A 24,854-nucleotide genomic window follows, 5' to 3' on the forward strand; every position below is an offset into this window, starting at 1 on the left:
GCCGTACCTGAAGCCGGGGCGGCGCGAATGATTCACCGCTACCCAGGCCGGGTAGAATCCTAACCGGTCCCATAGGAACGCCGCTGCGCGGCGAATGCAAGCCGATGACTTATAAGAAAAACCGGCCCGCTTTGACATGGATGTTCAGTGCTTTGGCGGCGACCGCGCTGTTGGGCGGCTGCGCCAGCGTGGAAACCCGGCCCACCGCCGCGGTCAGCGCGTCCAATCCGATCGTGGCCCAGGCCGGCCATCTGGCCGGCAAACACGCCGGCCTGACCGGTGCCGAGCGCGCCGCGAACGAACAACAGATCGATCGCCTGCTGACCCAGCTCGACGACGCCACCTTGAGCCGCGAAGCCAACGCGCTGCCGCCCGGCGATCCGCTGTACAACTTCGTCGGCCGCGCGCTGATGAAGCGCGGACTGCCGCTGCCGCGTCCGTTCGACCGCAGCTCTGACTGGAGTTTCAACGCCGGCCAGCGCCCGCCCGCGGAAGCCGACGGCTACCGCCCGCCGATGAAACTGGCGGTGCTGCTGCCTTCCAGCGGCCCGAGCATGATCGCCGGCGCGTCGGTGCGCGACGGTTTGAACGCCGCCTACTACGGCGAAACCCGGCGCCGTCCGGAAATCCATTTCTACGACACCGGCAGCACCGGCGGCGGCACCCTGGCCGCCTACGACAAGGCCGTGGCCGACGGCAACGACTTCGTCATCGGCCCGCTCGGCCGCGATGAAGTCAGCGCCCTGTTCGCCAAAGGCGCCTTGCCGGTGCCGGTGCTCGCGCTCAATCGCGGCAACGTGGCGCCGCCCAGCGGCAACGTCAGTTTCTCGCTGACTCCGGAAGACGAAGGCCTGGCCGCGGCCGACTACCTGCTCGAACGCAAGGTCAAGCGCGTGCTCGCCATCGACGGCGGCGACGACGGCCAGCGCCGCGCCATCGCCGCGCTGAAGGAACGCCTGGCCGGCGGCGGCGCCGTGGTCACCGACAGCGTCAGCGAAGGCACCGCCGACCTGGGCCCGTTCGTGGCCAAGGAAGGCGGCGTCGATGCGGTGTTCCTCGCGGTCAAGGGCAGCTCGGCGCGCAATCTGGTGCCCAAGCTGGCGATGGTCGGCTTGTCCGACAAGCCGCGCGTGGCGACCTCGCAAGTGCTGCAGGGCACCGGCAAGCCGGAGCAGGACCGCGTCCTGGACGGCATCGCCTTCCCCTCGGAAACCTGGACCACCGGCGGCATCCGCGGCCTGTCGCCGGCGGTCGGCGTCGCCCAGACGCTGCCGACCGCGCGTGGCCCCGGCGGCGCGCGCCTGTTCGCCTTCGGCTACGACGCCTGGCAGCTCAGCGCCTATCTCGAACGTCTGGCTTCGCGTCCGGATGCCTACATCGCCGGCGCGACCGGCGTGCTGCGCATCGACGGCGGCGGCACCGTGCTGCGCACGCCGGCGTGGTCCACCTTCAGCAGCGGCGTCGCGGTGCCGCTGGCGGATGCCTCGCGCCGCTGATCCGGCGGCCGGTCCGGCGCGCACCGCGCCGGATCGTCGCGGCCGCGGCGCCGCGGTCGAAGCCGCGGCGCGCGCGCATCTGCTCGAACACGGCCTGCGCGCCGTCGCCGCCAACGCCAACTACCGTTTCGGCGAGCTCGATCTGGTCGTGCTCGACGGCGGCACCGTGGTCTTCGTGGAAGTGCGTTACCGCCGCGACGATCGCTTCGGCGGCGGCGCGGCCTCGGTGGACGCGCGCAAACGCCGCAAGCTGGTGCTGGCCGCGCAGGCGTTCTTGCTCGCTCATCCGCGTTATGCCGACTGTCCGTGCCGCTTCGATGTGATCGAAGCCGATGGCGATCCGGCGCAGCCTCGCTTGAACTGGCTGCGCGATGCGTTTCGCGCCGACGATGTCTAGCGCTTTTGCTCTTGCGGCATTTGCTCTTGCGGCATTTGCTGTTGTGGGATTTGCTCTTGTGGGAGGGGCTTCAGCCCCGATGCTTTTCGATCAGGTCGCCAAACCTTTCCACGATCGCGCAATCTGATCGAAAAGCATCGGGACTGAGTCCCTCCCACAAAACACTTCGCCGTTGCACAGCGATTTGCCAGCAGCAACCGCCGGCCCGCGGCGATACCATGAGCCCACTATGCCGACCATCATGACCCACGCCGTGGTTCCGCTCGCCTTGGGCTGGGCGCTGGGCCCGCGCACGATTCCATCGCGGCTGTTGGTCGCCGGCGCGATCGCGGCGATGCTGCCGGACGCCGACGTGGCCGCGTTCAAGCTCGGCATCGCCTACGCGGACGACTTCGGTCATCGTGGCGCCAGCCATTCCTTCGCCTTCGCGGCGATCCTCGCCGTATTCGGCGCGCTGGCTTCGCGCTGGTTGCGCGCGCCGCCGTCGCGCGCGGCCTTGTGGCTGTTCGTCTGCGCCGCCTCGCATCCGCTGCTGGATGCGCTGACCGACGGCGGCCTCGGCGTGGCGCTGTATTGGCCATGGTCGGACGCGCGCATCTTCGCGCCGTGGCGTCCTATCGAGGTCTCGCCGATCGGCGCGCGTTTCTTCAGCGCGCGCGGACTGCAGGTGCTGTGGTCGGAAGCACGCTGGATCGTGCTGCCCGCGCTCGCCGTCGGCGCGCTCGGCGCGAGCTTGCGACGGATGTCGATGCGCGCGGAACCGGCGCGATGAGCAGCCGCCTGCCGCCGGCCTTGCACGAGGAGCTCGCGCAGCTGCTCGGCGACGCGTGGCTGACCGATCCGGGCGACCGGCTGGCCTACGCTTACGACAACTCGCGCCGGCAAGCGTTGCCCGATGCGGTCGCCCTGCCGCGCAACCGCGAGCAAGTGCAGGCGCTGGTGCGCGCGTGCCGGCGCCATCGCGTGCCGGTGGTCGCGCGCGGACGCGGCACCAACACCACCGGCGCATCGGTGCCGATCGCCGGCGGCGTGGTGGTCTCGTTCGAGCGTATGAACCGCATCGTCGAAATCCGTCCCGGCGACCGCTGCGCGATCGTCGAACCCGGCGTGCTCAACGGCGACCTGCAGACCGCGCTCAAGGCCCACGGCCTGTTCTGGCCGCCGGACCCGACCAGCGCGGCGTTCAGCACCGTCGGCGGCAATCTGGCCTGCAACGCCGGCGGCCCGCGCGCGGTGAAGTACGGCGCCAGCCGCGACAACGTGCTGGCGCTGACCGCGGTGACCGGCGCGGGCGAACTGATCGTGTGCGGCACGGCCACGACCAAGGGCTCCACCGGCTACGACTTGCATCGTCTCCTGGTCGGCAGCGAAGGCACGCTGGCGCTGATCGTCGAAGCCAGCCTGCGCCTGACGCCGTCGGCGCCGGCGCGCGCGGCGCTGCGCGCGATCTATCGCGACGTGTCCTCGGCCGCGCTCGCGGTCGCGCGGCTGATGGCGCAACCGGTGACGCCGTCGATGCTGGAATTCATGGACGCGCACGCGGTGCAGCTGGCGCGCGATGTCGGCGGCGCCGATCTGCCGCACGAGGCCGGCGCCTTGCTGATGATCGAAGCCGACGGCGATGCGCAGACCCTGCCGTACGCGATCGAAGCCTTGAAGCGCGCCGCCGCCGGCGACGGCCTGCTTTCGCTCGACGACGCCGCCGACGAAGCCGCTCGCGAAAAACTCTGGGCCGCGCGCAAGGCGTTGTCGCCGTCGCTGCGCACGCTGGCGCCGGGCAAGATCAACGAAGACGTGGTGGTGCCGGTCTCGCGCATTCCGGAACTGGTCGACGGCGTGCAGGCGCTGTCGCGCGAATTCGACTTGCCTATCGTGTGCTTCGGCCACGCCGGCAACGGCAACCTGCACGTCAACCTGCTCTACGACCCGGCCGACGAATCGCAGAACCAGCGCGGGCACCACGCGATGAACCGTGTATTCGAACTGGCGCTCGCGCTGGGCGGCACTTTATCGGGCGAACACGGCATCGGCCTGGCCAAGCGCGAGTTCATGCCGCAGGCGGTGGGCGCGCAGACGCTGGCGTTGATGCGGCAGTTGAAGACGGTGTTCGATCCGGACGGCATCCTCAATCCGGGCAAGCTGCTGCCGGACGAATGAGTCGCCTGGCGATGCGGTTGTTCTTTTCGCGGCGCCTGTGCGGCGAGCGCGTGGATTGAAGCATCGGGCCGGAACGATACTGAATCTGGATCGTGGGCCTGGATGTTCTCGCCTGCCCAGCGGGGCGGCTCACAACATCCGCACGCCCGGCAGATCGCGAAAGTACGCCGATACATCGCCCGCGCTGAGTTCGGCATGTCCCGGACGCCCCGGCAAACCCTCGGGAGCGGACGAGCCGTACGTGCCGTAACCTCCGCTGCGGCCCGAGTGGCTGCCACCGCCGCCGCTGCCCTGGCTGCCGCCGCTGCCGCCTTCGCCGCCCGGGCCGGGACGGCCGCCGGAAACGTCGAAACGCAGCAGCTGCGCGAGCTCGGGATAACGCCGGTCGTAGACCAATTCGATCCCGCCGCCGTCGCCACCGATGCCGCCGGGCGCGCCGTAACCGCCATCGCCTCCGTCGCCGCCATCGCCGCCGTAACCCGGACGGTCCTTGTCGCCTTCGCCGCGTCCGCCATCGCCGCCGCTGCCGCCCATGCCGCCGTCGCCGCCCGCGCCACCGATGCCGCCGGTCGCGATCAGGGTCAGCGGGCGATCCGCCGGCGCCAGCACGAAGTCCTCGAAATCGCCGAGCACGCGCACCGCGATCAGCTTCGAATACAGCCGCGTGCTCGCAAAGGTCGCGTACATGCGCAGCCGCGGCCCGTGGAAACCCGGGCCGCCCGGCATGCCGTCGCCGCCGCGACCGCCGCTTTGTCCATCCTGGCCGTCGTAACCGCTGCGTCCATCGCTGCCGCTGAAACCGCTGGCGCCATCCGCGCCCGCCGGCCCGGGTCCGCCGGGCGCGCCGACACCGACGATGCAGCGGTAATCGGCCGGGTAATGCCGCGTCTGCGCCAGCGACGCGGTCGGGTGCAGCAACTGCGTGCTGATCGCGAAACCGCTGTCCACCGTCGCCAGAACATCGGGATCGGGCGCGAACCAACCCAGTTCGTCGAACCGTCCCTGCGCGCTGGAGAAAGCGAAATTGCGAAAATCCAGCATGCCGTTGCGGCGCGTGCCGTTGCCGCCGCTCCAGGTCTCGAAGCTCGCCGGCGCCGGTTGGCGCGGCAGTTGCGCGGTGACCGCCACGTGCATCTGCACCGGCTGGCGCGGACAGATCGTGCTCACCCCGGGGCCGATGCCGGCCTGGATCGCGCTGACCTTCGCATCTTGCAGATGGACAGTGTTGATGCCGGCGATCGAACGCACCGCGCCGCAACCGCTCAAACCCAGCGCCGCGCCGGCCAGGCCGAGCCAGATCCAGGTGCGCGACCTGCAAAAACGAACCGACGTCGATGCAGGCAGGCGCATGGGCAGAGGCAATGAGGAAGTCGCGTTCAGACTCTCATCGGCGCAATGAAAGCGGTCTGAACTCTTCCGGGCGATCGACCCAACTGATGGCATAGCCCGGCGATCGCGCGGGGAACTCTCAGCCGAAATGCTGATAGCCGTTGCGCGGCGGCGTCCACGCCGAACCATCGGGCAGGCGTACGCGCACGCCCGGCTGCGCTTCTATGTGGCCGATCATTTGCACCAGCGTGCCGCTCGCGGACAACGCCTGCAGGACGCTCGCGCGTTGCCGCGGCGCGACGGTGAAACACAGTTCGTAATCGTCGCCGCCGGTCAGTTGCAGAACACGGCGCGAATCGCCGTCGCGCGCGGCTGCGAGCGCATGCGAGGTCGGCAGTTGCCCGGCTTCGATGCACGCACCGACGTTCGAGGCCGCGCACACGTGACCGAGGTCGGCCAGCAAACCATCGGAAATATCGATGCCGGCGCGGGCCAATCCGCGCAGCGCACGGCCAGCCACGACGCGCGGCGTCGGGCGATGCAGCCGTTCGAACAAACGCGCGGCGTCGGTCTGTGCGTCGCCGCTGTTGTTGCGCACTTCGTGATCGCAGTACGGCGCGACGCCGGCCAGGGCCAGCGCGGCCGCGGCGTCGCCGAGCGTGCCGGTAACCCAGATTTCGTCGCCGACTTGCGCCGCGTCGCGACGCAACGCCCAACCGGGTTCGACGAAACCGATCACGGTCACGCACACCGACAAGGGCCCGCGCGTGGTGTCGCCGCCGACCAGGGCCACGCGGTGTTGCGCGGCCAGCTCCAGGAAACCATCGAGAAAACCATCGACGAATGTCTGGCGCGACTCGCCGCCCTCATCCGGCAGCGACAACGACAAGGTGCACCAGGCCGGTTCGGCGCCCATCGCGGCCAGGTCGGACAGATTCACCGCCAGCGCTTTCCAGCCGATATCGGCCGCGGCCGCGTCGTCGCCGAAATGCACGCCGCGATTGAGCGTGTCGGTAGCGACCGCCAACTGCCGGCCCGGCGGCGGCTGCAGCAAGGCGGCATCGTCGCCGATGCCCAGCACCACGTCCCCGCGCGTCGCCGCGCGGGCGCGGATGCGTGCGATCAGGTCGAATTCGGCTGCGCTCATCGCGACGGTCCCGGCGCGCCCGTCGTGTTCAACGGGCGCGGCGCGAGCGGATCACTTCTTCTTGGAAGCGTTGAATTCCACCGCGCGCCATTGCGCGGCGGCATGGTCGAGCACGCCGTTGACGTAGGTGTGGCCGTGCTCGGCGCCGAAGCGCTTGACCGTTTCGATCGCCTCGTTGATGACCACGCGATACGGCACGTCGGGGCGATGGCGCAGTTCGTAGGCGGCGATGCGCAGGGTCGCGCGCTCGATCGGATCGACCTGTTCGATCTCGCGATCCAGGAACGGCGTGAGCGCCTGATCCAGATCGTCCTGATGCTGATCCACGCCGCGCACCAGATCCTCGAAATAGATCAGGTCGGCCACTTCGTGGGCCTGCTCGTGGGCGAACTGCGAGATCACGTCGTTGACCTTGGCGCCCGACAGCTGCCAAGCGTACACGGCCTGCAGCGCGCGGCGGCGGGCGCGCGAACGCGCTACGGGGTCGATTCCATCCTGACGGCGGCGATTCATGGCAGTTGCTCCAGCAGGTGACTCATTTCCAAGGCGGCCAGCGCCGCTTCCTCGCCCTTGTTGCCGTGGCTGCCGCCGGCGCGGTTTTCCGCGTCCTCGTGGCGTTCCACCGCGAGCACGCCGTTGGCGATGGCCAGGCCGTGATCCAGCGACACGCGCATCAGGCCGTCGGAGCAGCCGTCGGCGACTTGTTCGTAATGACGGGTATCGCCGCGCACCACGCAGCCCAGCGCGACCACGGCGGCGTGACGGCCGGCGAGCGCGAGGCGGCGCGCGAGCACCGGCAGTTCCCAGGCGCCGGGGACGCGGATCACGTCGATGGCGCCCTCGGTGACGCCGTGTTCGGCGAAGGTCTTGCGCGCACCGGCCACCAGGGTGTCGGTGATGCGCGGGTTCCAGCGGCTGGCGATGATGGCGTAGCGCGCGCCCGGCGGGCTGCGCAGGTCGCCTTCGTAATGGGGCATGACGGGGTCCGCTGAACTGAGGGGGGCTGGACGAAAGGGGGCTAGTTTAACGGGTGCAGGCATCGGCTGCCGGTTGGGTGGGCGGTGGCCGGGGGTTTGCCCGGCCTTTGTTTTTGCTCGTCATTCCCGCGAAGGCGGGAATCCAGGGCCTTTCGTGCGAGGACGTTTGAAGTCGCTGGATTCCCCCTTTCGCGGGAATGACGGCATGGAAGAAACGAAGCGCCGCCGACCTCACCCCAGCGCCGCGATATCCACGTACTCGACCACTTCCAGCCCGAACCCGGCCAGGCCGATCTGGCGCCGGGGCGTGCCCAGCACGCGCAGCTTGCCCAGGCCCAGGTCGGCCAGGATCTGGCCGCCGGCGCCGTTGCGCCGCCATTCCAGCAGGGCGTGGCCGCGGGTCGGCGGCTCGGCCGGGGCCGTCCCGCCCTGCCCCTCGAACGCGGGCTCGTGCGCGCCGTGCCCATCCGCGTGCGTGGCCGGCTGCTCGCGCACGCGCGCCAGCAAGGCCTCGGCGTCGGCATGGTCGGCCAGCAGCACCAGCGCGCCGCGGCCTTCGCGCGCGATCGCGGCCAGCACGTCGCCGACCGCCGGGCCGAAGTCCGGGCGACGCCAATGCAGCGCGTCGGCCAGCGGGTTCTGCACATGCACGCGCACCAGGGTCGGCGTGTTCGCGTCGGCGACGCCGCGGGTCAGGGCGAAATGCAGCGAATGAGTCAGGCGGTCGCGATAACTCAGCAACTGGAACGGGCCGTGCTCGGTTTCGATCTCGCGCGAATCCACGCGCTCGACCGTGTGCTCGGTGGCCAGGCGGTAGCGGATCAATTCCTCGATCGAACCGATCTTGAGCCCGTGCTCGGCGGCGAAGGCTTCCAACTGCGGACGCCGCGCCATGCTGCCGTCGGCGTTGAGGATCTCCACCAGCACGCCGGCCGGTTCCAGGCCGGCCAGCAGGGCCAGATCGCTCGCCGCCTCGGTGTGGCCGGCGCGGCTGAGCACGCCGCCGGGTTGCGACATCAGCGGGAAGATGTGGCCGGGCTGGGCCAGATCCGACGGCTTGGCGTCGGGCCGTACCGCCGTGCGCACGGTATGCGCGCGGTCGTAGGCGGAAATGCCGGTGGTGACGCCTTCGGCCGCCTCGATGCTGACGGTGAAATTGGTGTGGTGCGAGGACGTGTTGTCGCGCACCATCGGGCCCAGGCCCAGTTGCAGGCAGCGCTCGCGCATCAGCGACAGACACACCAGGCCGCGGGCGTGGGTGACCATGAAGTTGATGTCGGCCGGACGCACCAATTCGGCGGCCATGATCAGATCGCCTTCGTTCTCGCGGTCCTCGTCATCGACGATCACCACCATGCGGCCGGCGCGGATTTCCTCCAGCAGTTCGGGAACGCTCGCGAAACTCATGCCGCACCTCCGGGCCGGCGCTCGCCGAGCAGACGCTCGACGTAGCGGGCCACCAGATCGATTTCCAGATTGACCGAAGCGCCCACGCCGGTCTGCGCGAACGCGGTGTTCTGCACGGTATGCGGAATCAACGCGACCTCGAACCCTTCGCTGTCGGCTTCGTTGACCGTCAGGCTGACGCCATCGACGCAGATCGAGCCTTTCTTGGCGATGTAGCGCAGCAGCGGCTGCGGCGCGCGGAAGCGCCAGCGCTGCGCGCGCGCGTCTTCGTGCACCGACAGCACCGCGCCGACGCCATCGACGTGGCCGCTGACCATGTGGCCGCCGAGGCGGTCGGTCGGGCGCATCGCGCGTTCCAGGTTGGTCAACGCACCGGGCTTGAGCGCGCCCAGCGTGGTCAGCGACAGGGTTTCGGTGGAGGCGTCGGCGTCGAACCAACCGGAGCCGAACGCAATCACGGTCAAACAAACCCCATTGACCGAAATACTCTCACCCAACTTGGGCTCGGAGAAATCCAGCGTCCCGGTAGCGATGCGCAACCGCACATCTCCGCCCAGGTCTTGCGTGGAGGCAAGGCTGCCGACGCCTTCGATGATGCCGGTGAACATCAGCGCACCTCCCGATGGAGGGCGCGCGGGCGCGAGGCCGCGCCGGTGTTGCGATTGAACTGGGTCATGAAACGTTTCCCGCATGAAGTGAGCGAAAAACGCCTCAAGGCTTTGAAGACAACGCACGACGCGCGGCCGGGCCGCGGGAGTCGTCTCGCCCGTGCGCGCGAACATGTTCGCGAACGGGCTCGCGCGTAGCCGTCTTCTTTCATCCGGACTGTGACCGTCGGCTCCGGCATTGGACCGGATCTGCTGACCCTGCGGTTCGCGCGGCCGAGGCCGGGATCCGCAGGCGCTCGCGGGCTCGCGCGTTGCCGCGCCTACCGCCGGTGGGGAGTTTCGCCCCGCCCTGAAGACGTTACCTGTGGTGCCGGCGAACCGGCCGGGGGAGTTTAGCACCGGGGGCCTGGGGGGCCGGTGGTCCGGGGCTGGCTGGGGCCGGATGGTTTGTTCTGTGGGTGCGGAGGTTGGGGTGCTTCCGGCTGCGACGCCTCTCCCCCGCCGTCATTCCCGCGAACGCGGGAATCCAGCGACTTTCGTGCAGGTCACGGCAAAGACACTGGATTCCCGCGTTCGCGGGAATGACGGTCCGGAGGGATGGCGCTGAAGTCTCTGGATTCCCGCGTTCGCGGGAATGACGGTCTGGAGGGAGGGCGCTGAAGCCTCTGGATTCCCGCCTTCGCGGGAATGACGGCCTGGAGGGATGGCGCTGAAGGCTCCGGATGTTCGGCTCCGCCGAAGTAAAGCGGAGCCCGCGCTCGCGGGAATGACGGTCTGGAGGACGACGCTAAAGGCTCTGCACCCTTCGCGGGAGTGACGGCCTGGAGATTTACGCCCCCACCTGAATCATTCCGCCTTGCGCCGCAAATGCAGATGCAGCGGCCACTGGATCGTGCGCACGTCCTCGGCCATGCCCCAGGCCTGGGTCAAGGCCGTGCGGTGCATCGCGACCGGGTCGTCGCCGGTCGCGGCACGGCAGCGCTCGCTGGCCGACAGACTGTTCAGATAGCCGAGAAAACGTCCCAGGCCCCACTGCGCTTCCAGCCACACCGGCGTCGTCGGCAATGCCGCAAACGGCCACGCGTAGCCGGTGTATCCGTCGCGGACTTCGGCGTTTTCGCGCTGCCAGTATTCGTCGATCTGGAAACGAAACGCAGCCACCGCCTCGACCATGCCTTCCGGCGCCAGGAAATCGCCGTAGGCCCACGCCGCCAGCACGCCGCCCGGCGCGAGCACGCGATCGCATTCGGCGAAGAAGCGTTCGCGATCGAACCAATGCACGGCCTGGGCCACCGCGACCAACTGCACGCTGCCATCGGCCAGTTCGGTGCGCTCGCCCGGCTCGATCGCCAGGCTGACCGGTCCGTCGCCGCGCATCGCCGCTTCGCGCGCCCAGTGTTGTTCGATCTGCTGCGCGCTCGGATCGGTGGCGTGCACCTGAGCGAAATGCGCCGCCAACCCGCGCGTGGCCTGGCCGCTGCCGCAACCGGGCTCCCACACCCGCGCCTGCGCCGGCACGTGGCGCGCGATCTGCTCGAACAAGGCGGGCGGATACTCCGGCCGCGCCGCCGCGTAGGCGCCGGCGATCGCGGAGAAATGGTCCTTGAACGCGTTCTGGCTCATGGGTTGGAGCTAGGAGTGAGTTAAGAGGAGTGAGGAGTGAGTAGGATCAAGGGCGAAAGCAGCGTGAGTGGGGGATAGATGCGCTGAAGAGAATCGGCAAAAACAGCGAACCAGCGCCGTCGCAACCGCCAACGAACGCTCTTGATCTAACTCACTCCTCACTCCTGTGAACTCACTCCTCGTTACCCCTGACGCCTGGGCTGCAACAACACCCGCGTGTCCTCACCGAGCCGGCGCACATCGATCACATCCAGCTGCAGCTTGTGAGTCATCGCCTCGATGCCCAGGCCGTCGAACAAGGGTCGCGCGTTCTCGCCCAGCAGCACCGGCGCGATGTACAGCAACACCTCATCGACCAGCCCCTGGGCGAGAAACGCGCCGGCCAGGGTAGCGCCGGCTTCCAGCTGGATTTCGTTGACGCCGCGCTCGGCCAACAGCTTGAGCACCGCTTCCAGGTCGATGCGGCCCTCGCGCACCGGCACCGCCGCGTGCTGGGCGCTGAAATCGCGCGGCGGCTTGGCGTCGGGCGCATGCAGGTACAAGGTCGGCGCATCGCCTTCGCGCACGCGACCGCGCGCGACCGTGGCCAGGCCGGGATCGAGCACCACCCGCAGCGGCGCGACGAAAGCGGTGTCGTCGCCCAGGCGCACGGTCAGCGAAGGATCGTCGGCCAGCACGGTGCCGGCGCCGGTCACGATCGCGCCGCAGCGCGCGCGCCAGCGCTGCACGTCCAGGCGCGAAGCCTCGCCGCTGATCCATTTGGATTCGCCGCTGGCCAGCGCGCTGCGGCCGTCCAGGCTGGTCGCCAGCTTGACCCGCAGCCACGGCCGTCCACGCTCCAGGCGCGCAAGGTAGCCGCGATTGAGCGCGCGCGCCTGGGTTTCCATCAGGCCGCTTTCCACCGCGATGCCGGCCGCCTGCAGCTTGGCGAAACCGGCGCCGTCCACTTGCGGGAACGGGTCGCGCATCGCCGCGACCACGCGCGCCACGCCGGCTTCGATCAGCGCATCGCTGCACGGCCCGGTGCGGCCGGTGTGCGCGCACGGCTCCAGGGTCACGTACGCGGTCGCGCCGCGCGCGCGGTCGCCGGCCGCGCGCAGCGCATGCACTTCCGCGTGCGGCTCTCCGGCGCGCACGTGCCAGCCCTCGCCGACGATTTCCTCGCCGTGCGCGATCACGCAGCCGACCATCGGATTGGGTTTGGTGGTGTAGGCGCCCTTCTCGGCCAGGCGCAGCGCGCGGGCCATGTGGGCGTGATCGGTGGCGCTGAATTCGCTCACAGCCAATCCTTCGTAGTCTGGTAGCTCGCTCGTGGCACGTTGCGGCGGAAATCGGCCAAAAACGCCGCGGGATCGTCGATGCCGATGAACAACACCGTATGCCCGCTCGCGTGCTTGATCGCCAGCCGATCGACTTCGCCTCGTTTCAAAAAGGCCCGCACCTCGCGCACCTCGATCAGATCCAGTCGTCCCTGGATCGGTCCCTCGCAGCACAGATGTCCGTCGTCGAACCACAGCGCGGTGCCATCGATATCGCGCCAGTGCGCCGCCTCCGCGCGGCGTTCGCGCCACCACAGCAACAGCGCCAGCACCGCCCACACGATGGCCAAGCCGGTCGCTGGCGGACTGGGGTAGAAGTAAGCGCCGGCGGCTACGAGCGGCAGGCCCGTCGCGTACAGCACCCACATCGAAAACCAATGGCTGCGCAATTTATCGCGCGCATACCGGTACTTGCGTGGAGCGCTCTCGCTCATCGCCGCTTGGGTCGCTCGGCCTGTACGTCGTCGCCCAACAGCGGCAGCTGCCCGTCGCCGGGAATATCGCGTTCCAGGCGGTCGAGTTCCTCGCGGAAATCGGCCACGTCCTCGAACGAGCGGTACACCGAGGCGAAGCGCACGTAGCCGACATGGTCGAGCTTGCGCAGCTCGGCCATGACGAATTCGCCGATCCGGCGCGAGGCCAGTTCGCGCTCGGCGGTCATGCGCAGTTGATGGACCACCGCGCGCACCGCCGATTCGATCTGTTCTTCCGAGACCGGGCGCTTTTGCAGCGCGCGATCGAAGCCGGCGCGCAGCTTGCGCGCGTCGAAGGCCTCGCGGCGGCCGTCGCCCTTGATGATCACCGGCAGCTTGAGTTCGATCGTCTCGATCGTGCTGAAACGTTCCCCGCAAGCCTCGCAGACGCGGCGGCGACGGATGGTCGCGCCGTCGTCGGACACGCGCGAATCGATGACCCGGGTGTCCACGTGCTGGCAGAAGGGACAATGCATTGGCTAGGAGTGAGTCGAGAGGAGTGAGAAGTGAGTGGACAGGCCGGTAACGCGGCCACTGTCCTCCGAACCAGCAACAAGAACAAGCCACGGCACGGTTGCTGTTGCTCGTTCCTCACTCCTCACCGCTCACTCCTCGCTCTCAGCCGTAAACCGGGAACTGAGCGCACTGCCTGGTCACGTTCTCGCGCACCCCGGCGATGACCTTCTCATCCTTCGGGTTGTCGAGCACGTCGCAGATCCACTCGGCCAGGGCGACGCAATCGGGTTCCTTGTAGCCGCGGGTGGTGACGGCCGGGGTGCCGATGCGCAGGCCCGAGGTCACGAAGGGCTTCTGCGGATCGTTGGGCACCGCGTTCTTGTTGACGGTGATGTGGGCGCGGCCGAGCGCGGCTTCCGCGTCCTTGCCGGTGATGCCCTTGCCGATCATGTCCACCAGCATCAGATGATTCTGCGTGCCGCCGGAAACGATCTTGTAGCCGCGCGCGATGATGGTCTTGGCCATGGCCTGGGCGTTCTTCACGACCTGGGCCTGGTAGTCCTTGAACTCCGGCTCCAGCGCTTCCTTGAACGCCACCGCCTTGGCCGCGATCACGTGCATCAGCGGGCCGCCCTGGATGCCCGGGAAGACGATGCTCTGCAGCTTCTTCTGCATTTCATCGAAATCCACCGCGCCGGTGCCGGTGTCCACCGCCGATTCCCAGCGCTTGGCCACGATGATGCCGCCGCGCGGGCCGCGCAGGGTCTTGTGGGTGGTCGAGGTGACCACGTGCGCGTGCGGGACCGGGCTGGGGTAGACGCCGGCGGCAATCAGGCCGGCGACGTGGGCCATGTCCACGAACAGGTAGGCGCCGACCTTGTCCGCGATGGCGCGGAAACGCGCCCAGTCCACCACTTGCGAGTAGGCGCTGAAGCCGGCCACGACCATCTTCGGCTTGTGCTCCAGGGCCAGGCGCTCGACTTCCTCATAATCGATCAGGCCCTGCTCGTTGACGCCGTACTGCACGGCGTTGAACAGCTTGCCGCTGGCGTTGACCTTGGCGCCGTGGGTCAGGTGGCCGCCGTGGGCCAGGCTCATGCCCAGGATGGTGTCGCCCGGGTTGAGCAGGGCGAAATACACCGCCTGGTTGGCCTGCGAGCCCGAATGCGGCTGCACGTTGCCGTAATCGGCGTCGAACAGCTGCTTGACCCGGTCGATCGCCAGCTGCTCGGCGACGTCCACGAATTCGCAGCCGCCGTAATAGCGCTTGCCCGGGTAGCCCTCGGCGTACTTATTGGTCAGCACGCTGCCCTGGGCCTCCAGCACGCGCGGGCTGGCGTAGTTTTCCGAGGCGATCAATTCGACGTGGTCTTCCTGGCGACGCGCCTCGTCGGCGATGGCCTGGGCGAGTTCATCGTCGAATCCGGCAATACGGGTGTGGCTGGGAAACATTCGCGGCCTCGGGGAAAGAGCGGACGGGGAAGGGGGGAGGAGGTCTAACGGCCGGGCCGGCAACGCACGCGGTGCCGTTAACGTGCCGGTGGCTTGACGCAAGACTTGAAATGTTAGCCTAGGGGCGTATGGCGGCCAACCGCCAAGGCGGGGCTGCCATCGGCGCCCGCTCCGGCGGACAATACTCGCCTCACACTTTTAATGTGCCCGCCCAACCGCCGGACCCGCCGCCCTACCCCGGCGCCCCCCGACTTGCGCGGCCCCTGATTCGGATGTTGCGACCATGAAATGGGTCTTCGTCTTCCTGTTCCTCGCCAGCGCGGTGTACGTGCACTACCGCGGCCGGGTGCGCCATCGTCTGGGCCGGCAGCTGCTGGACCACTCGACCTTCATGGCCCCGATCAACGTGCTGATGTACGCCTGCTCGCGGGTGCCGACCACCGCCTTCCTGAGCCCGGACCAGTACTTCCCGGAGCTGGAGCCGCTGCGCGCGCGCTGGCGCGAAATCCGCGCCGAGGCCCTGCATCTGCGCGAACTGCAGCAGATCAAGGCCGCCGAGGGTTACAACGACGTCGGCTTCAACTCGTTCTTCCGCCGCGGCTGGAAGCGCTTTTACCTGAAGTGGTACGACGACGCCCATCCCTCGGCCGCCGAGCTGTGCCCGGTCACCACCCAGCTGTTGCGCGAGGTGCCCAGCGTCAAGGCGGCGATGTTCACCGAGCTGCCGCCGGGCGGCGAACTGCGCCCGCACCGCGACCCCTACGCCGGCTCGCTGCGCCTGCACCTGGGCCTGGACACGCCCAACGACGACGCCTGTTTCATCGACGTGGACGGCCAGCGCTACAGCTGGCGCGACGGCGAATGGACCATGTTCGACGAGACCTACATCCACTGGGCCCAGAACGGTTCCAGCCAGAACCGCATCATCCTGTTCTGCGACATCGAGCGGCCGATGCGCTGGGGCTGGGCGCGCGGGCTGAACCGTTTCATCGCCAAGCGCCTGATCGCGGCCGGCGCCTCGCCCAATAACGAGGGCGACAAGACCGGCGGGATCAATAAGGCGTTCAAGTACTTCTACACCTTGCGGCTCAAGGCCAAGGGGCTGAAGGAACGCAGCAAGGGGACGTACTACTTCTTCAAGTACGCGGCGGTGGTGGCGGTGGTGGCGTTTATTGTCTGGCTTTGAGGTTGGAGTTCGGGCTTCGGGTCAGGTGAGCCCTGTTTCAGCGCGATTGCGATGGCGTTCCTGGTCGATGGCGACGTCCCTCCCAGGCCGTCATTCCCGCGAAGGCAGGCTCCGCTTTACTTCGGCGGAGCCGAACGTCCAGAGACTTCAGCGCCATCCCTCCAGACCGTCATTCCCGCGAAAGCGGGAATCCAGCGACTTCAAAGGCTCTCGCACGAAAGGCCCTGGATGTTCGGCTCCGCCGAAGTAAAGCGGAGCCCGCCTTCGCGGGAATGACGACCTGGAGGGATGGTGCTGAAGTCTCTGGATTCCCGCCTTCGCGGGAATGACGGTGTGGAGAGATGGCGCTTAAGTCTCTGGATTCCCGCCTTCGCGGGAATGACGACTTGTGCGGAAATGACGGCCTGGCAGCAGCACAGCCCCGGAAACTCCAATCCCGCCTCCCTTTGCGACTCCAACGGCCCATACCCCGGCCATTTGAATCCCCGCCCCGCGCCACCATCTCCTGATCCCGTCCCCCGCGCTGGAACCCAGCCGGCGCCTGCGGGATAATCCTCGTTTCCCGCCCCGCCCCTGCGGCCTTCCCCGGCCCGGCTCGGCGCGTCCATGCTTCGGAGTTCGCATGCAATACATCTACACCATGAACGGCGTCAGCAAGACCGTGCCGCCGAAGCGTCAGATCATCAAGGACATCTCGCTGTCGTTCTTCCCCGGCGCCAAGATCGGCCTGCTCGGCCTGAACGGCGCCGGCAAGTCCACCGTGCTCAAGATCATGGCCGGCGTCGATCAGGACTTCACCGGCGAAGCGCGCCCGGCCACCGGCATCAAGGTCGGCTACCTGGCCCAGGAGCCGCAGCTCAACCCGGAACACACCGTGCGCGAAGCGGTCGAGGTCGGCGTGGGCGACGTGCTCAGCGCCCAGGCCGCGCTCGACAAGATCTACGACGCCTACGCCGAGGAAGGCGCCGACTTCGACAAGCTCGCCGCCGAACAGCAGCGCCTGGAAGCGATCCTCGCCTCCGGCGACGCCCACACCCTGGAACACCAGCTGGAAGTCGCCGCCGACGCGCTGCGCCTGCCGCCGTGGGAAGCGATCATCGGCAAGCTGTCGGGCGGCGAGAAGCGCCGCGTCGCGCTGTGCCAGCTGCTGCTGCAAAAGCCCGACATGCTGCTGCTCGACGAACCGACCAACCACCTCGACGCCGAATCGGTCGAATGGCTGGAGCAGTTCCTGACCCGCTACACCGGCACCGTGGTGGCCGTCACCCACGATCGCTACTTCCTCGAAAACGCCGCCGAGTGGATTCTCGAACTCGACCGCGGCAAGGGCATCCCGTGGAAGGGCAACTACACCGCGTGGCTGGAGCAGAAGTCCGAGCGCCTCAAGCAGGAAGAATCCGGCGAAAAGGCCCGCCAGAAGGCGCTGGCGAAGGAACTGGAATGGGTGCGCAGCAACGCCAAGGGCGGCCGCACCAAGGGCAAGGCGCGCATGGCGCGCTTCGAAGAGCTCAACTCGGTCGAGTACCAGCGCCGCAACGAGACCAATGAAATCTTCATCCCGCCGGGCGAGCGCCTGGGCAACTCGGTGATCGAGTTCAAGAACGTGTCCAAGTCCTTCGGCGACCGCCTGCTGATCGACGACCTGAGCTTCATCATCCCGGCCGGCGCGATCGTCGGCATCATCGGTCCCAACGGCGCCGGTAAATCCACGCTGTTCAAGATGGTCACCGGCCAGGAAACCCCGGACAAGGGCGAGATCGTCAAGGGCCCGAGCACCAAGATCGCCTATGTGGATCAGAGCCGCGACAAGCTCGACGGCAACCACAACGTGTTCCAGGAAATCTCCGGCGGCGCCGACATCCTCAACATCAACGGCGTCGAGATCCAGTCGCGCGCCTACCTCGGCCGCTTCAACTTCAAGGGCCAGGACCAGCAGAAGATGGTCGGCACGCTGTCGGGCGGCGAACGCGGCCGTCTGCATCTGGCCAAGACCCTGCTGCAGGGCGGCAACGTGCTGCTGCTCGACGAACCGTCCAACGACCTGGACGTCGAAACCCTGCGCGCGCTGGAAGACGCGCTGCTGGAGTTCCCGGGCTGCGCGGTGGTCATCTCGCACGACCGCTGGTTCCTGGACCGCATCGCGACCCACATCCTGGCCTTCGAAGGCGACTCGCACGTCGAGTTCTTCCAGGGCAACTACCGCGAGTACGAAGAAGACAAGAAGCGTCGCCTCGGCGAAGAAGGCGCGCGGCCGCATCGTCTGCGGTTCAAGGCGCTGAAGTAAGACCCCATCGGGCCGCGTCGATCGACGCGGCCCGATTCGTTCTGCGCACCCGGCGTCGCGATCTTCACGCGCGGCGCCGACCGCAACCATGCCATTCGCAATTCCCGCCGAGTCGTACCGCCATGCCGATCCTTCTGCCGATCCTCGCCTTCATCGCCTTGCTGGCGTTCGCGCCGGAAGCGGCGTTGAAACTCGGCGTCTGGTTCGCCGTCACCACCGCGACGGTACGGATCAGCGCCGACAAGCTGGTCGGTTGCGCGGTGAGCTACGGCGAAGCCGCCTGGGCGGTGATCTACGCAGCGATCCTGCCGGTGCTGGTGATCTTCGGCCTGCTCAGTTTCGGCGCGTCCACCGGCATTACCCAGTTCCAGGGCACCGGCGCCTTCGTGGTACTGGCGATCCTGCTCGGCTCGTTCATCGCAGCGTTCATGCTGGCGCTGCGCACCAGCTTCAAGGACAGCGCGATCATCGCCGCGGTCAGCACCATCGCCAGCGTGGCGCTGGCGCTGCTGATCCGCGCCCTGACGTGAACGCCCGCACGCCCGGAACACGCGCATTGCGCGATCATGCACACACCCCCGCGCCGAACCCGAGGATGACCCCATGACCGTCCTGCACGCATTCGAACTCGAAGGCCTGCGCCGCGCCGGCTCGCTGGTGGCGTCGATCCTGACGACCATGCGCGAAGCCGCCGTCCCCGGCGCGGTCTCGCGCGATCTCGACGCCATCGGCGCGGCGATGCTGCGCGAGGCCGGCGCGCGCTCGGCGCCGCAGCTGACCTACGATTTCCCCGGCGCGACCTGCATCAGCATCAACGCCATCGCCGCACACGGCATTCCCGATGCGACCGTGCTGCACGAGGGCGACCTGATCAATATCGACGTCTCGGCCGAACTCGACGGCTACTTCGCCGACACCGGCGGCAGTTTCGTCATCGGCGCGCCCAACGCCACCCAGCAGAAACTGCTCGACGCGACCTTGGAAGCGCGCGACACCGCGATCGCGCAACTGCGCGCCGGCAACCTGATCAACAGCATCGGCCGCACCGTCGAAGGCGTCGCCGCCAAGCGCGGCCTGCGCGTGATCCGCAACCTCGGCAGCCACGGCGTCGGCCGCGCCCTGCACGAAGCGCCGGGCAACATCCCCGGCTACTACGATCCGCGCGACACCCGCCGCCTGCACGAAGGCATGGTGATCACGGTCGAACCGTTCCTGGCCACCCATTGCACCCAGACCGACGAAGGCGCCGACGGCTGGGCGATGCGCTGCCGCCGCGGTTTCGCCGCGCAGTTCGAACACACGGTGGTGGTGACTTCGGGCGAGCCGATCATCGTCACTTGAAGGCCGGGATTCGGGATTCGCGGGAGCACGGCGGCGCGGTGGTTTTCCGGCCGGATTTTTTCTTCAAGCCGCGGCGACCGATGCCGCCGGCCCAACAAGGATTCGCGATATGAGTTTCATGCAGTCGTTGCGGCAGCGCTGGCACAGCGCCGACACCCTGGTCTGCGTCGGCCTGGACCCGGAGCCGGCGAAATTCCCGGCCAGGTTCGCCGCCGACGGCGACGCGGTGTTCGCCTTCAATCGCGACATCATCGACGCCACCGCCGAATACGCCTGCGCGTTCAAGCCGCAGATCGCCCACTTCGCCGCGCTGCGCGCCGAAGACGCGCTCACCCGCCTGATCGAGTACGTGCACGCCAAACATCCCGGCATCCCGGTGATCCTGGACAGCAAGCGCGGCGACATCGGCAGCACCGCGCAGCACTACGTGAGCGAGGCCTTCGACCGCTACGGCGCCGACGCGGTCACCGCCAACCCGTATCTGGGCCGCGATTCGGTGCAGCCGTTTCTCGACCGCGCCGACCGCGGCGTGGTGGTGCTGTGCCGCACTTCCAATCCCGGCGCCGGCGATCTGCAGGACCTGCTCGTCGATGGCCGCCCGCTGTATCAGCACGTCGCGGAAAAAGTCGCGCGCGACTGGAACGGCAACGGCAACTGCTCGCTGGTGGTCGGCGCGACCTGGCCTTCGCAACTGCGCGAAGTGCGCGCGATCGTCGGCGACGTGCCGTTCCTGGTGCCCGGCGTCGGCGCCCAGGGCGGCGATGTCGAAGCGGTGGTCGGCAACGCCAAGACCGCCGACGGCACCGGCCTGATGGTCAGCAGCTCGCGTGCGATCCTGTACGCCTCCGCCGGCGAGGATTACGCGCAGGCCGCCGCCATTGCCGCGAAGTCGCTGCGCGATCAGATCAACCGCTATCGCTGAGCGCGGCCCGCGCGTGAGCCACTCGTTCCTGCACATGGACAACCACGAGGTGGCCGCCGCGCTGCGCGTACTGTTCGCGCGCGGCGAGGTCGAACTGCTCGGCGAAGGTCTTGTCCCCGAAGCGGATTTCTTCTTATGCCGCTGGCGCGGAAAACGCGTGAATGCGAAGTTCGACTTGGCCTACGGCCCGGATCTGCATTTCATCGAGCCGTGCACGGCGCAGGAGCAGGCCGAGCTGGAAGCGCTGATCGCCGCGGTCGAACCGCGCACCGGCTGACCGCGGCGCTGGCGCCGCCTCAATCGGCCAGCACCTGCAGGCGGTCTTCGCGGAACACGTACAGCGCCCGCGACAGGTTGTAGGCCGAAGATTGTTCGATCTGTGCGGCGATGTCCTTCAGCGACGCCAGGCTCTCCGCATCGTCGCTGCCGCAAACCATCACCTCATCGCGCGCGGCGATCGCGAACACCGGATCGCCCTGCACGTCGATGCGTTCGCGCCAACGATCGAACAACAGCACCATGCTGGCGTCGTAGTTGCGGTCCAGACGCGCCACAAAGCGGCCTTCACCGCCCTGGATCTGCAGTTCCGGCAGGAATTTGGTCAGGTTGTTCAGCGCTTGCGCGTGCAGCGCTTCGCGGCCCAGGCCGCGGCGCTCGGCTTCGGTCGGCGACAGGAAGCTCATCGACTCGGGCGTGTCTTCGACATAGGTCAGCACCAGATCGCCGGCCAGCGGTTCGACGATGAAGGGAATCTGCGCGCCGGCGCCGATCGAGCGCGCCTGCTGCAATGCGATCTCGTGCCAGCCGCGGGTCTTGAGCACCGGCAGGATCACCGCGTTGGCGCGGCCGGCCTCGTCGCTGTCGCCATCGACGAAACTGCGCTGCATCGCCTGCGCCGACGCCAGTTGATCGCTAAGCACCTCGCTCAACCGCTGCGGCGCGTCGAGATAACGCTGGTAACTGTTGCCGAGAAAATTCGTGGCCTTGAAGCCGTCCGGCAACGACCACTCGATGCGCGTGTCCGCGACCCGCGCGCCGTGCGTGATCGCCAGCCGCGCCTGCGGCCAGGCCTCGCGCAGCAACGCCGCGTAGCGGTCGGCGAAGGCGTGCAGATCCATCGGATGCTCCAGCGGCCGTCCCTCGGGCCGGCCGCCGAACAGCTTGCTGAAGAAGGACATGACCGGTTCCTTGTGGTCGGCCCGCGGGCCCGTGTCGGCCGACTATACGGGTCGCCCCGTGGACAGGTGCATTCACAACCTTCACGCATCCGGATCGCGGGTTAGGCTAGCGGCCATGGACCGATTCACCGATCGCACACGCCGCCGCCTGCTCGGCGCCTCAGTCGCCGCGCTGGGCCTGAGCGCCCTGCCCGCGCTCGCCGCGGCGGACGCGACACCCGTCTCGAAACCGGGCGCACGCACGCGGCTGATCCTGCTCGGCACCGCGGGCGGGCCGACGCCCAAGGCGCTGCGCGCGGCTCCGGCCAGCGCGGTGGTGGTGGACGATGCGATCTACCTCATCGACTGCGGCAACGGCGTGGCCCGGCAGATGGCCCTGGCCGGCTTGTCGCTGGGCGCGATCGGCAACGTGTTCCTCACCCATCATCACTCCGACCACAACGCCGACTACGGCAATCTGCTGTGGCTGGCCTGGGCGGCGGATCTGCGCCATCGCGTCGATACCTGGGGTCCGCCGCCGCTCAAGCGCATGACCCGGCAGTTCCTGCGCCTCAACGACACCGACATCCGCACCCGTATCGCCGACGAAGGCCGGCCCGAGCTGGCCTCGCTGATCCGCCCGCACGAGTTGCGCGCCGGCGGCGAGGTGATGCGCGACGAACGCGTGCGGGTTACCGCGGCGTTGGTCGATCATCCGCCGATGCATCCGGCGTTCGCGTATCGCTTCGACACGCCGGATCGCTCGATCGTGTTTTCCGGCGACACCCGGCCCAGCGCGGCCCTGATCGAACTGGCGCGCGGCGCCGACGTGCTGGTGCACGAGGTGATGTATCTGCCGGCGCTGGAGAAGCTGATCGCCAGCGAGGCGCAGGCGGCGCGGTTGCGGCAGCATTTGCTCGACAGTCATACGACGACCGAGCAGGTCGGCAAGCTCGCCAGCGAAGCGGGAGTGAAGACGCTGGTGCTCAATCACTTCGTGCCCGGCGGCGATCCTGCCTTGACCGACGAGGTGTGGCGGGCGGCGGTGGCGCCGCATTTCAAGGGTGAGTTGGTGATCGGGCGCGATCTGATGGAGCTTTGACGGGCGCCGGGATCTTTTGTGGATTCGTTTGTGGATTCTTTTGTGGGAGGGGCTTCAGCCCCGATGTTTTCCGGTCCGATCGCGCGCGACTGCGAAGTCGAGCGACCGACTCATCTGAAAGAAAAGCATCGGGGCTGAAGCCCCTCCTGCAAAAGACCTCAACGCAGCGCCGCGCGCAAGGCCGCAATCGGAAACCGCAGCCAGATCGCCGCGAACACACCCGCGCGCACCAGCGCGCCGCGCCGCGGCGCTTCGAATTTGCGGAAATAACGCCACAGGCCGCGATGCTTGTTCCATTCCACGAAGAACGGCCGCGAGCGGCTGGACACGCCGCGCACATGCATGACTCGCACGGCGTTGGCCACCGCGATGGTGCCGCCGGCTTCGCGCACGCGCCGGCACAGGTCCAGGTCTTCCGCGTGCAGGCGGTAGTCTTCGTCGAATCCGCCGATGCGCGCGAACAGATGGCGCGGCATCAGCATCAGCGCGCCCGAGGTCGCTTCCACCACCTGCAGCGCCTGCGTGTCGTCCGGCGCCACGGCCATTTTCGGCGCCGCCCACGGCCGCGCGATGCCGGCCAGCATCGCGCCGAAATCCGGATCGCGGCGGCGCACCGCGGCGTCGCGTTCGCCTTGTTCGTTGACCAGGTCGGCGCTGATCAGCACCTGCCCCAGCGGCGCGGCCAGCGCGTGCAGGCGTCGCAGCGTGTCGGGCTCGACCATGCAGTCGGGATTGACGAAGGCCAGCCAGTCGTCTTCCTCCGGCGCCGGCTCCAGATCGGCGGCGCCCTGATTGCAGCCGACCGAGAAGCCGGGGTTGTCCGGGTTGGCGATGAAGCGCAGTCGCGGATCGAGCGAGGCGTGGCGCTGGATGATGTCGAGGGTGCCGTCGTCGGACTGGTTGTCGACCACGCGGATCGCGACGACGCCGTCGCAGGCGCGCAGCCGCTCCAGGCATTCGTCGATGGTAGCGGCGCTGCGGTAGCTGACCACCACGGCTTTGAAGGCCGGGCCCTGGGCGGGCGGCCTCATCGGTTGGTCAGAGGAAGAGATCACGTTGCATGTCCGGTGGGCCGACGCGTTCCAGGCGTTCGGCGAGTTGTTGGCGCAGATCGCGCAGGGGGTCGTGCATGAGGAAGTTGGCCAGGCGGGCGTGCCAGTCGGGCCAGCGCGCGGCCAGCGCGTCCATGTCGCCGTCGCTGGGCCGGCCTTCGCCGGCGCGGGCGACGAAGGCGGTATCGCACAGGACGTTGCGCCATCCCAGCCCGGACAGGCGCAGCGACAGATCGGTCAGGGCCGCGTACCACGAGCCGTAACTGGCCGCGTCGAGGCCGCCGGCGCGGCGGCGCGCGCTGCCGCGCAGGAGCACGGCGTGGCCGATCGCGGCCGGCAGTTCGGGATGCACGGCCGGCATTTGCGCCAGCGCGCGCGCCAGGCGTTCGGCATCGCTGGCGTCGGGCGGCGGCTCGATTTCGCCGATGCGCGGCCACGACGCGGCTTCGCCGGCGTTGCACCAGGGCGTGGCCGAGGCAATGGCGCCGTCGGCGGTGAAGCAGGCGTGCAGGCGCGACAGCCAGCCCGGCGCCGGCACGGCGTCGGCCGCGAGCACGGCGACGTCGGCGTCACCGCAGACATTCAAGATTTCGTCCAGGTGCGCGACCTCGCCGATGCTGCGCTGGCGGCGGCTGTAGTCGGCCTTGAGCGCGGTGCGCTGCAGCCAGCGTTCGATGATGGCGTAACCGCGCGGCCCAGCCTGGGCATCGTCGGCCAGCCACACCCGCGCGCCCGGCGGCGTGCACAACTCCAGCGCGGCGAGGCAGGCGTCGAGGGCGTCGTCGTCGACGCCGACCGGGACCACGATGATGGGCAGTTCGCTCATCGGGTCGGCGCTCCACGCGCGACCCGGGCCGGGCCGCGCGCGATCGGCGGCGCGGCGAAGCGGAACGAGGGCGGGTGCGGACGTTCGGGCATCTGCGCGTTCGTAAGGGACGCGCATAGTGTGCGCGATCGCGGGCGGGTACG

25 protein-coding genes and 1 riboswitch are annotated in these 24,854 nt (G+C 68.5%); of the genes, 11 read left to right on the forward strand and 14 right to left on the reverse strand.

The window, feature by feature from the left end:
• Positions 1-140 precede the first annotated feature (140 nt).
• The 4 genes from LG3211_RS18565 to LG3211_RS18580 all read left to right on the forward strand — a co-directional run bounded on the left by LG3211_RS18565 (position 141) and on the right by LG3211_RS18580 (position 4,050).
• Positions 141-1,496, forward strand: coding sequence for a penicillin-binding protein activator (locus tag LG3211_RS18565; RefSeq protein WP_237049776.1), 1,356 nt, complete (start codon positions 141-143; stop codon positions 1,494-1,496).
• Positions 1,480-1,893, forward strand: a complete 414-nt coding sequence (locus tag LG3211_RS18570) for a YraN family protein (RefSeq protein WP_057944125.1) — start codon at positions 1,480-1,482, stop codon at positions 1,891-1,893. Before LG3211_RS18565 ends, LG3211_RS18570 begins: the two co-directional genes overlap by 17 nt.
• A 229-nt stretch (positions 1,894-2,122) precedes the next feature.
• Positions 2,123-2,665: a metal-dependent hydrolase gene (locus tag LG3211_RS18575; RefSeq protein ID WP_057944126.1), complete on the forward strand. Its 543-nt coding sequence runs from the start codon at positions 2,123-2,125 to the stop codon at positions 2,663-2,665.
• Positions 2,662-4,050 (forward strand): FAD-binding oxidoreductase, encoded by a 1,389-nt coding sequence (locus tag LG3211_RS18580; RefSeq protein WP_057944127.1) that lies wholly within the window; start codon positions 2,662-2,664, stop codon positions 4,048-4,050. The genes LG3211_RS18575 and LG3211_RS18580 overlap by 4 nt, the downstream gene beginning before the upstream one ends.
• Positions 4,051-4,179: 129 nt before the next feature.
• Here LG3211_RS18580 and LG3211_RS18585 read toward each other — a convergent pair whose 3' ends face one another.
• The 11 genes from LG3211_RS18585 to glyA form a co-directional block, all read right to left on the reverse strand.
• Positions 4,180-5,400 carry a hypothetical protein gene (locus LG3211_RS18585; RefSeq protein WP_057944128.1) on the reverse strand — a complete coding sequence of 407 codons (1,221 nt, stop codon included), beginning with the start codon at positions 5,398-5,400 and terminating at the stop codon, positions 4,180-4,182.
• 118 nt (positions 5,401-5,518) lie between these two features.
• Complete coding sequence (thiL, locus tag LG3211_RS18590) at positions 5,519-6,526, reverse strand: thiamine-phosphate kinase (protein ID WP_057944129.1); 1,008 nt, start codon at positions 6,524-6,526, stop codon at positions 5,519-5,521.
• 51 nt (positions 6,527-6,577) lie between these two features.
• Positions 6,578-7,039, reverse strand: a complete 462-nt coding sequence (nusB, locus tag LG3211_RS18595; protein WP_057944130.1) for a transcription antitermination factor NusB — start codon at positions 7,037-7,039, stop codon at positions 6,578-6,580.
• A complete protein-coding gene (ribH, locus tag LG3211_RS18600; protein WP_057944131.1) occupies positions 7,036-7,503 on the reverse strand; it encodes a 6,7-dimethyl-8-ribityllumazine synthase in 468 nt (155 codons plus the stop codon). Before ribH ends, nusB begins: the two co-directional genes overlap by 4 nt.
• Positions 7,504-7,734: 231 nt before the next feature.
• Positions 7,735-8,910, reverse strand: coding sequence for a 3,4-dihydroxy-2-butanone-4-phosphate synthase (ribB, locus tag LG3211_RS18605; RefSeq protein WP_057944132.1), 1,176 nt, complete (start codon positions 8,908-8,910; stop codon positions 7,735-7,737).
• Complete coding sequence (locus tag LG3211_RS18610) at positions 8,907-9,518, reverse strand: riboflavin synthase (RefSeq protein WP_057944133.1); 612 nt, start codon at positions 9,516-9,518, stop codon at positions 8,907-8,909. The genes ribB and LG3211_RS18610 overlap by 4 nt, the downstream gene beginning before the upstream one ends.
• A gap of 196 nt (positions 9,519-9,714) precedes the next feature.
• Positions 9,715-9,879, reverse strand: a riboswitch (FMN riboswitch).
• A 485-nt stretch (positions 9,880-10,364) separates the two neighbouring features.
• The gene (locus tag LG3211_RS18615) at positions 10,365-11,141 is read right to left on the reverse strand and encodes a class I SAM-dependent methyltransferase (RefSeq protein WP_057944134.1); all 777 of its coding nucleotides are present in this window, start codon (positions 11,139-11,141) and stop codon (positions 10,365-10,367) included.
• Between the two features lie 182 nt (positions 11,142-11,323).
• A complete protein-coding gene (gene ribD, locus LG3211_RS18620) occupies positions 11,324-12,388 on the reverse strand; it encodes a bifunctional diaminohydroxyphosphoribosylaminopyrimidine deaminase/5-amino-6-(5-phosphoribosylamino)uracil reductase RibD (protein ID WP_057945585.1) in 1,065 nt (354 codons plus the stop codon).
• A gap of 29 nt (positions 12,389-12,417) precedes the next feature.
• A complete protein-coding gene (locus tag LG3211_RS18625; RefSeq protein WP_148649009.1) occupies positions 12,418-12,894 on the reverse strand; it encodes a hypothetical protein in 477 nt (158 codons plus the stop codon).
• The gene (nrdR, locus tag LG3211_RS18630) at positions 12,891-13,409 is read right to left on the reverse strand and encodes a transcriptional regulator NrdR (RefSeq protein ID WP_057944136.1); all 519 of its coding nucleotides are present in this window, start codon (positions 13,407-13,409) and stop codon (positions 12,891-12,893) included. Before nrdR ends, LG3211_RS18625 begins: the two co-directional genes overlap by 4 nt.
• 142 nt (positions 13,410-13,551) lie before the next feature.
• A complete protein-coding gene (gene glyA, locus LG3211_RS18635; RefSeq protein WP_057944137.1) occupies positions 13,552-14,841 on the reverse strand; it encodes a serine hydroxymethyltransferase in 1,290 nt (429 codons plus the stop codon).
• A gap of 283 nt (positions 14,842-15,124) precedes the next feature.
• Here glyA and lpxO point away from each other — a divergent pair, with 283 nt between their 5' ends.
• From lpxO to LG3211_RS18665, 6 genes are all read left to right on the forward strand, one after another.
• Positions 15,125-16,027: a lipid A hydroxylase LpxO gene (lpxO, locus tag LG3211_RS18640; RefSeq protein ID WP_057944138.1), complete on the forward strand. Its 903-nt coding sequence runs from the start codon at positions 15,125-15,127 to the stop codon at positions 16,025-16,027.
• Positions 16,028-16,649: 622 nt separating this feature from the next.
• Complete coding sequence (gene ettA / locus LG3211_RS18645) at positions 16,650-18,311, forward strand: energy-dependent translational throttle protein EttA (RefSeq protein ID WP_057944139.1); 1,662 nt, start codon at positions 16,650-16,652, stop codon at positions 18,309-18,311.
• Positions 18,312-18,433: 122 nt separating this feature from the next.
• Positions 18,434-18,841: a hypothetical protein gene (locus tag LG3211_RS18650; protein WP_057944140.1), complete on the forward strand. Its 408-nt coding sequence runs from the start codon at positions 18,434-18,436 to the stop codon at positions 18,839-18,841.
• A 73-nt stretch (positions 18,842-18,914) separates the two neighbouring features.
• Positions 18,915-19,652: a type I methionyl aminopeptidase gene (gene map / locus LG3211_RS18655; protein ID WP_057944141.1), complete on the forward strand. Its 738-nt coding sequence runs from the start codon at positions 18,915-18,917 to the stop codon at positions 19,650-19,652.
• Positions 19,653-19,761: 109 nt separating this feature from the next.
• Entirely contained in the window at positions 19,762-20,574 is an 813-nt protein-coding gene (gene pyrF, locus LG3211_RS18660; protein WP_057944142.1) for an orotidine-5'-phosphate decarboxylase, read from the forward strand.
• A gap of 13 nt (positions 20,575-20,587) precedes the next feature.
• A complete protein-coding gene (locus tag LG3211_RS18665) occupies positions 20,588-20,851 on the forward strand; it encodes a hypothetical protein (protein WP_057944143.1) in 264 nt (87 codons plus the stop codon).
• 19 nt (positions 20,852-20,870) lie between these two features.
• Here LG3211_RS18665 and LG3211_RS18670 read toward each other — a convergent pair whose 3' ends face one another.
• Positions 20,871-21,752 carry a DUF1444 domain-containing protein gene (locus LG3211_RS18670; RefSeq protein ID WP_057944144.1) on the reverse strand — a complete coding sequence of 294 codons (882 nt, stop codon included), beginning with the start codon at positions 21,750-21,752 and terminating at the stop codon, positions 20,871-20,873.
• Between the two features lie 115 nt (positions 21,753-21,867).
• On the opposite strand from LG3211_RS18670, the gene LG3211_RS18675 reads away from it, so the two are divergent.
• Entirely contained in the window at positions 21,868-22,833 is a 966-nt protein-coding gene (locus tag LG3211_RS18675) for an MBL fold metallo-hydrolase (RefSeq protein ID WP_057944145.1), read from the forward strand.
• Positions 22,834-22,991: 158 nt separating this feature from the next.
• Here LG3211_RS18675 and LG3211_RS18680 read toward each other — a convergent pair whose 3' ends face one another.
• Positions 22,992-23,864, reverse strand: coding sequence for a glycosyltransferase family 2 protein (locus LG3211_RS18680; protein WP_057944146.1), 873 nt, complete (start codon positions 23,862-23,864; stop codon positions 22,992-22,994).
• A 7-nt stretch (positions 23,865-23,871) separates the two neighbouring features.
• Entirely contained in the window at positions 23,872-24,711 is an 840-nt protein-coding gene (locus tag LG3211_RS18685; protein ID WP_057944147.1) for a glycosyltransferase, read from the reverse strand.
• Positions 24,712-24,854: the final 143 nt, after the last annotated feature.

The sequence above is a fragment of the Lysobacter gummosus genome (genome assembly GCF_001442805.1).
GTDB lineage: Bacteria > Pseudomonadota > Gammaproteobacteria > Xanthomonadales > Xanthomonadaceae > Lysobacter > Lysobacter gummosus.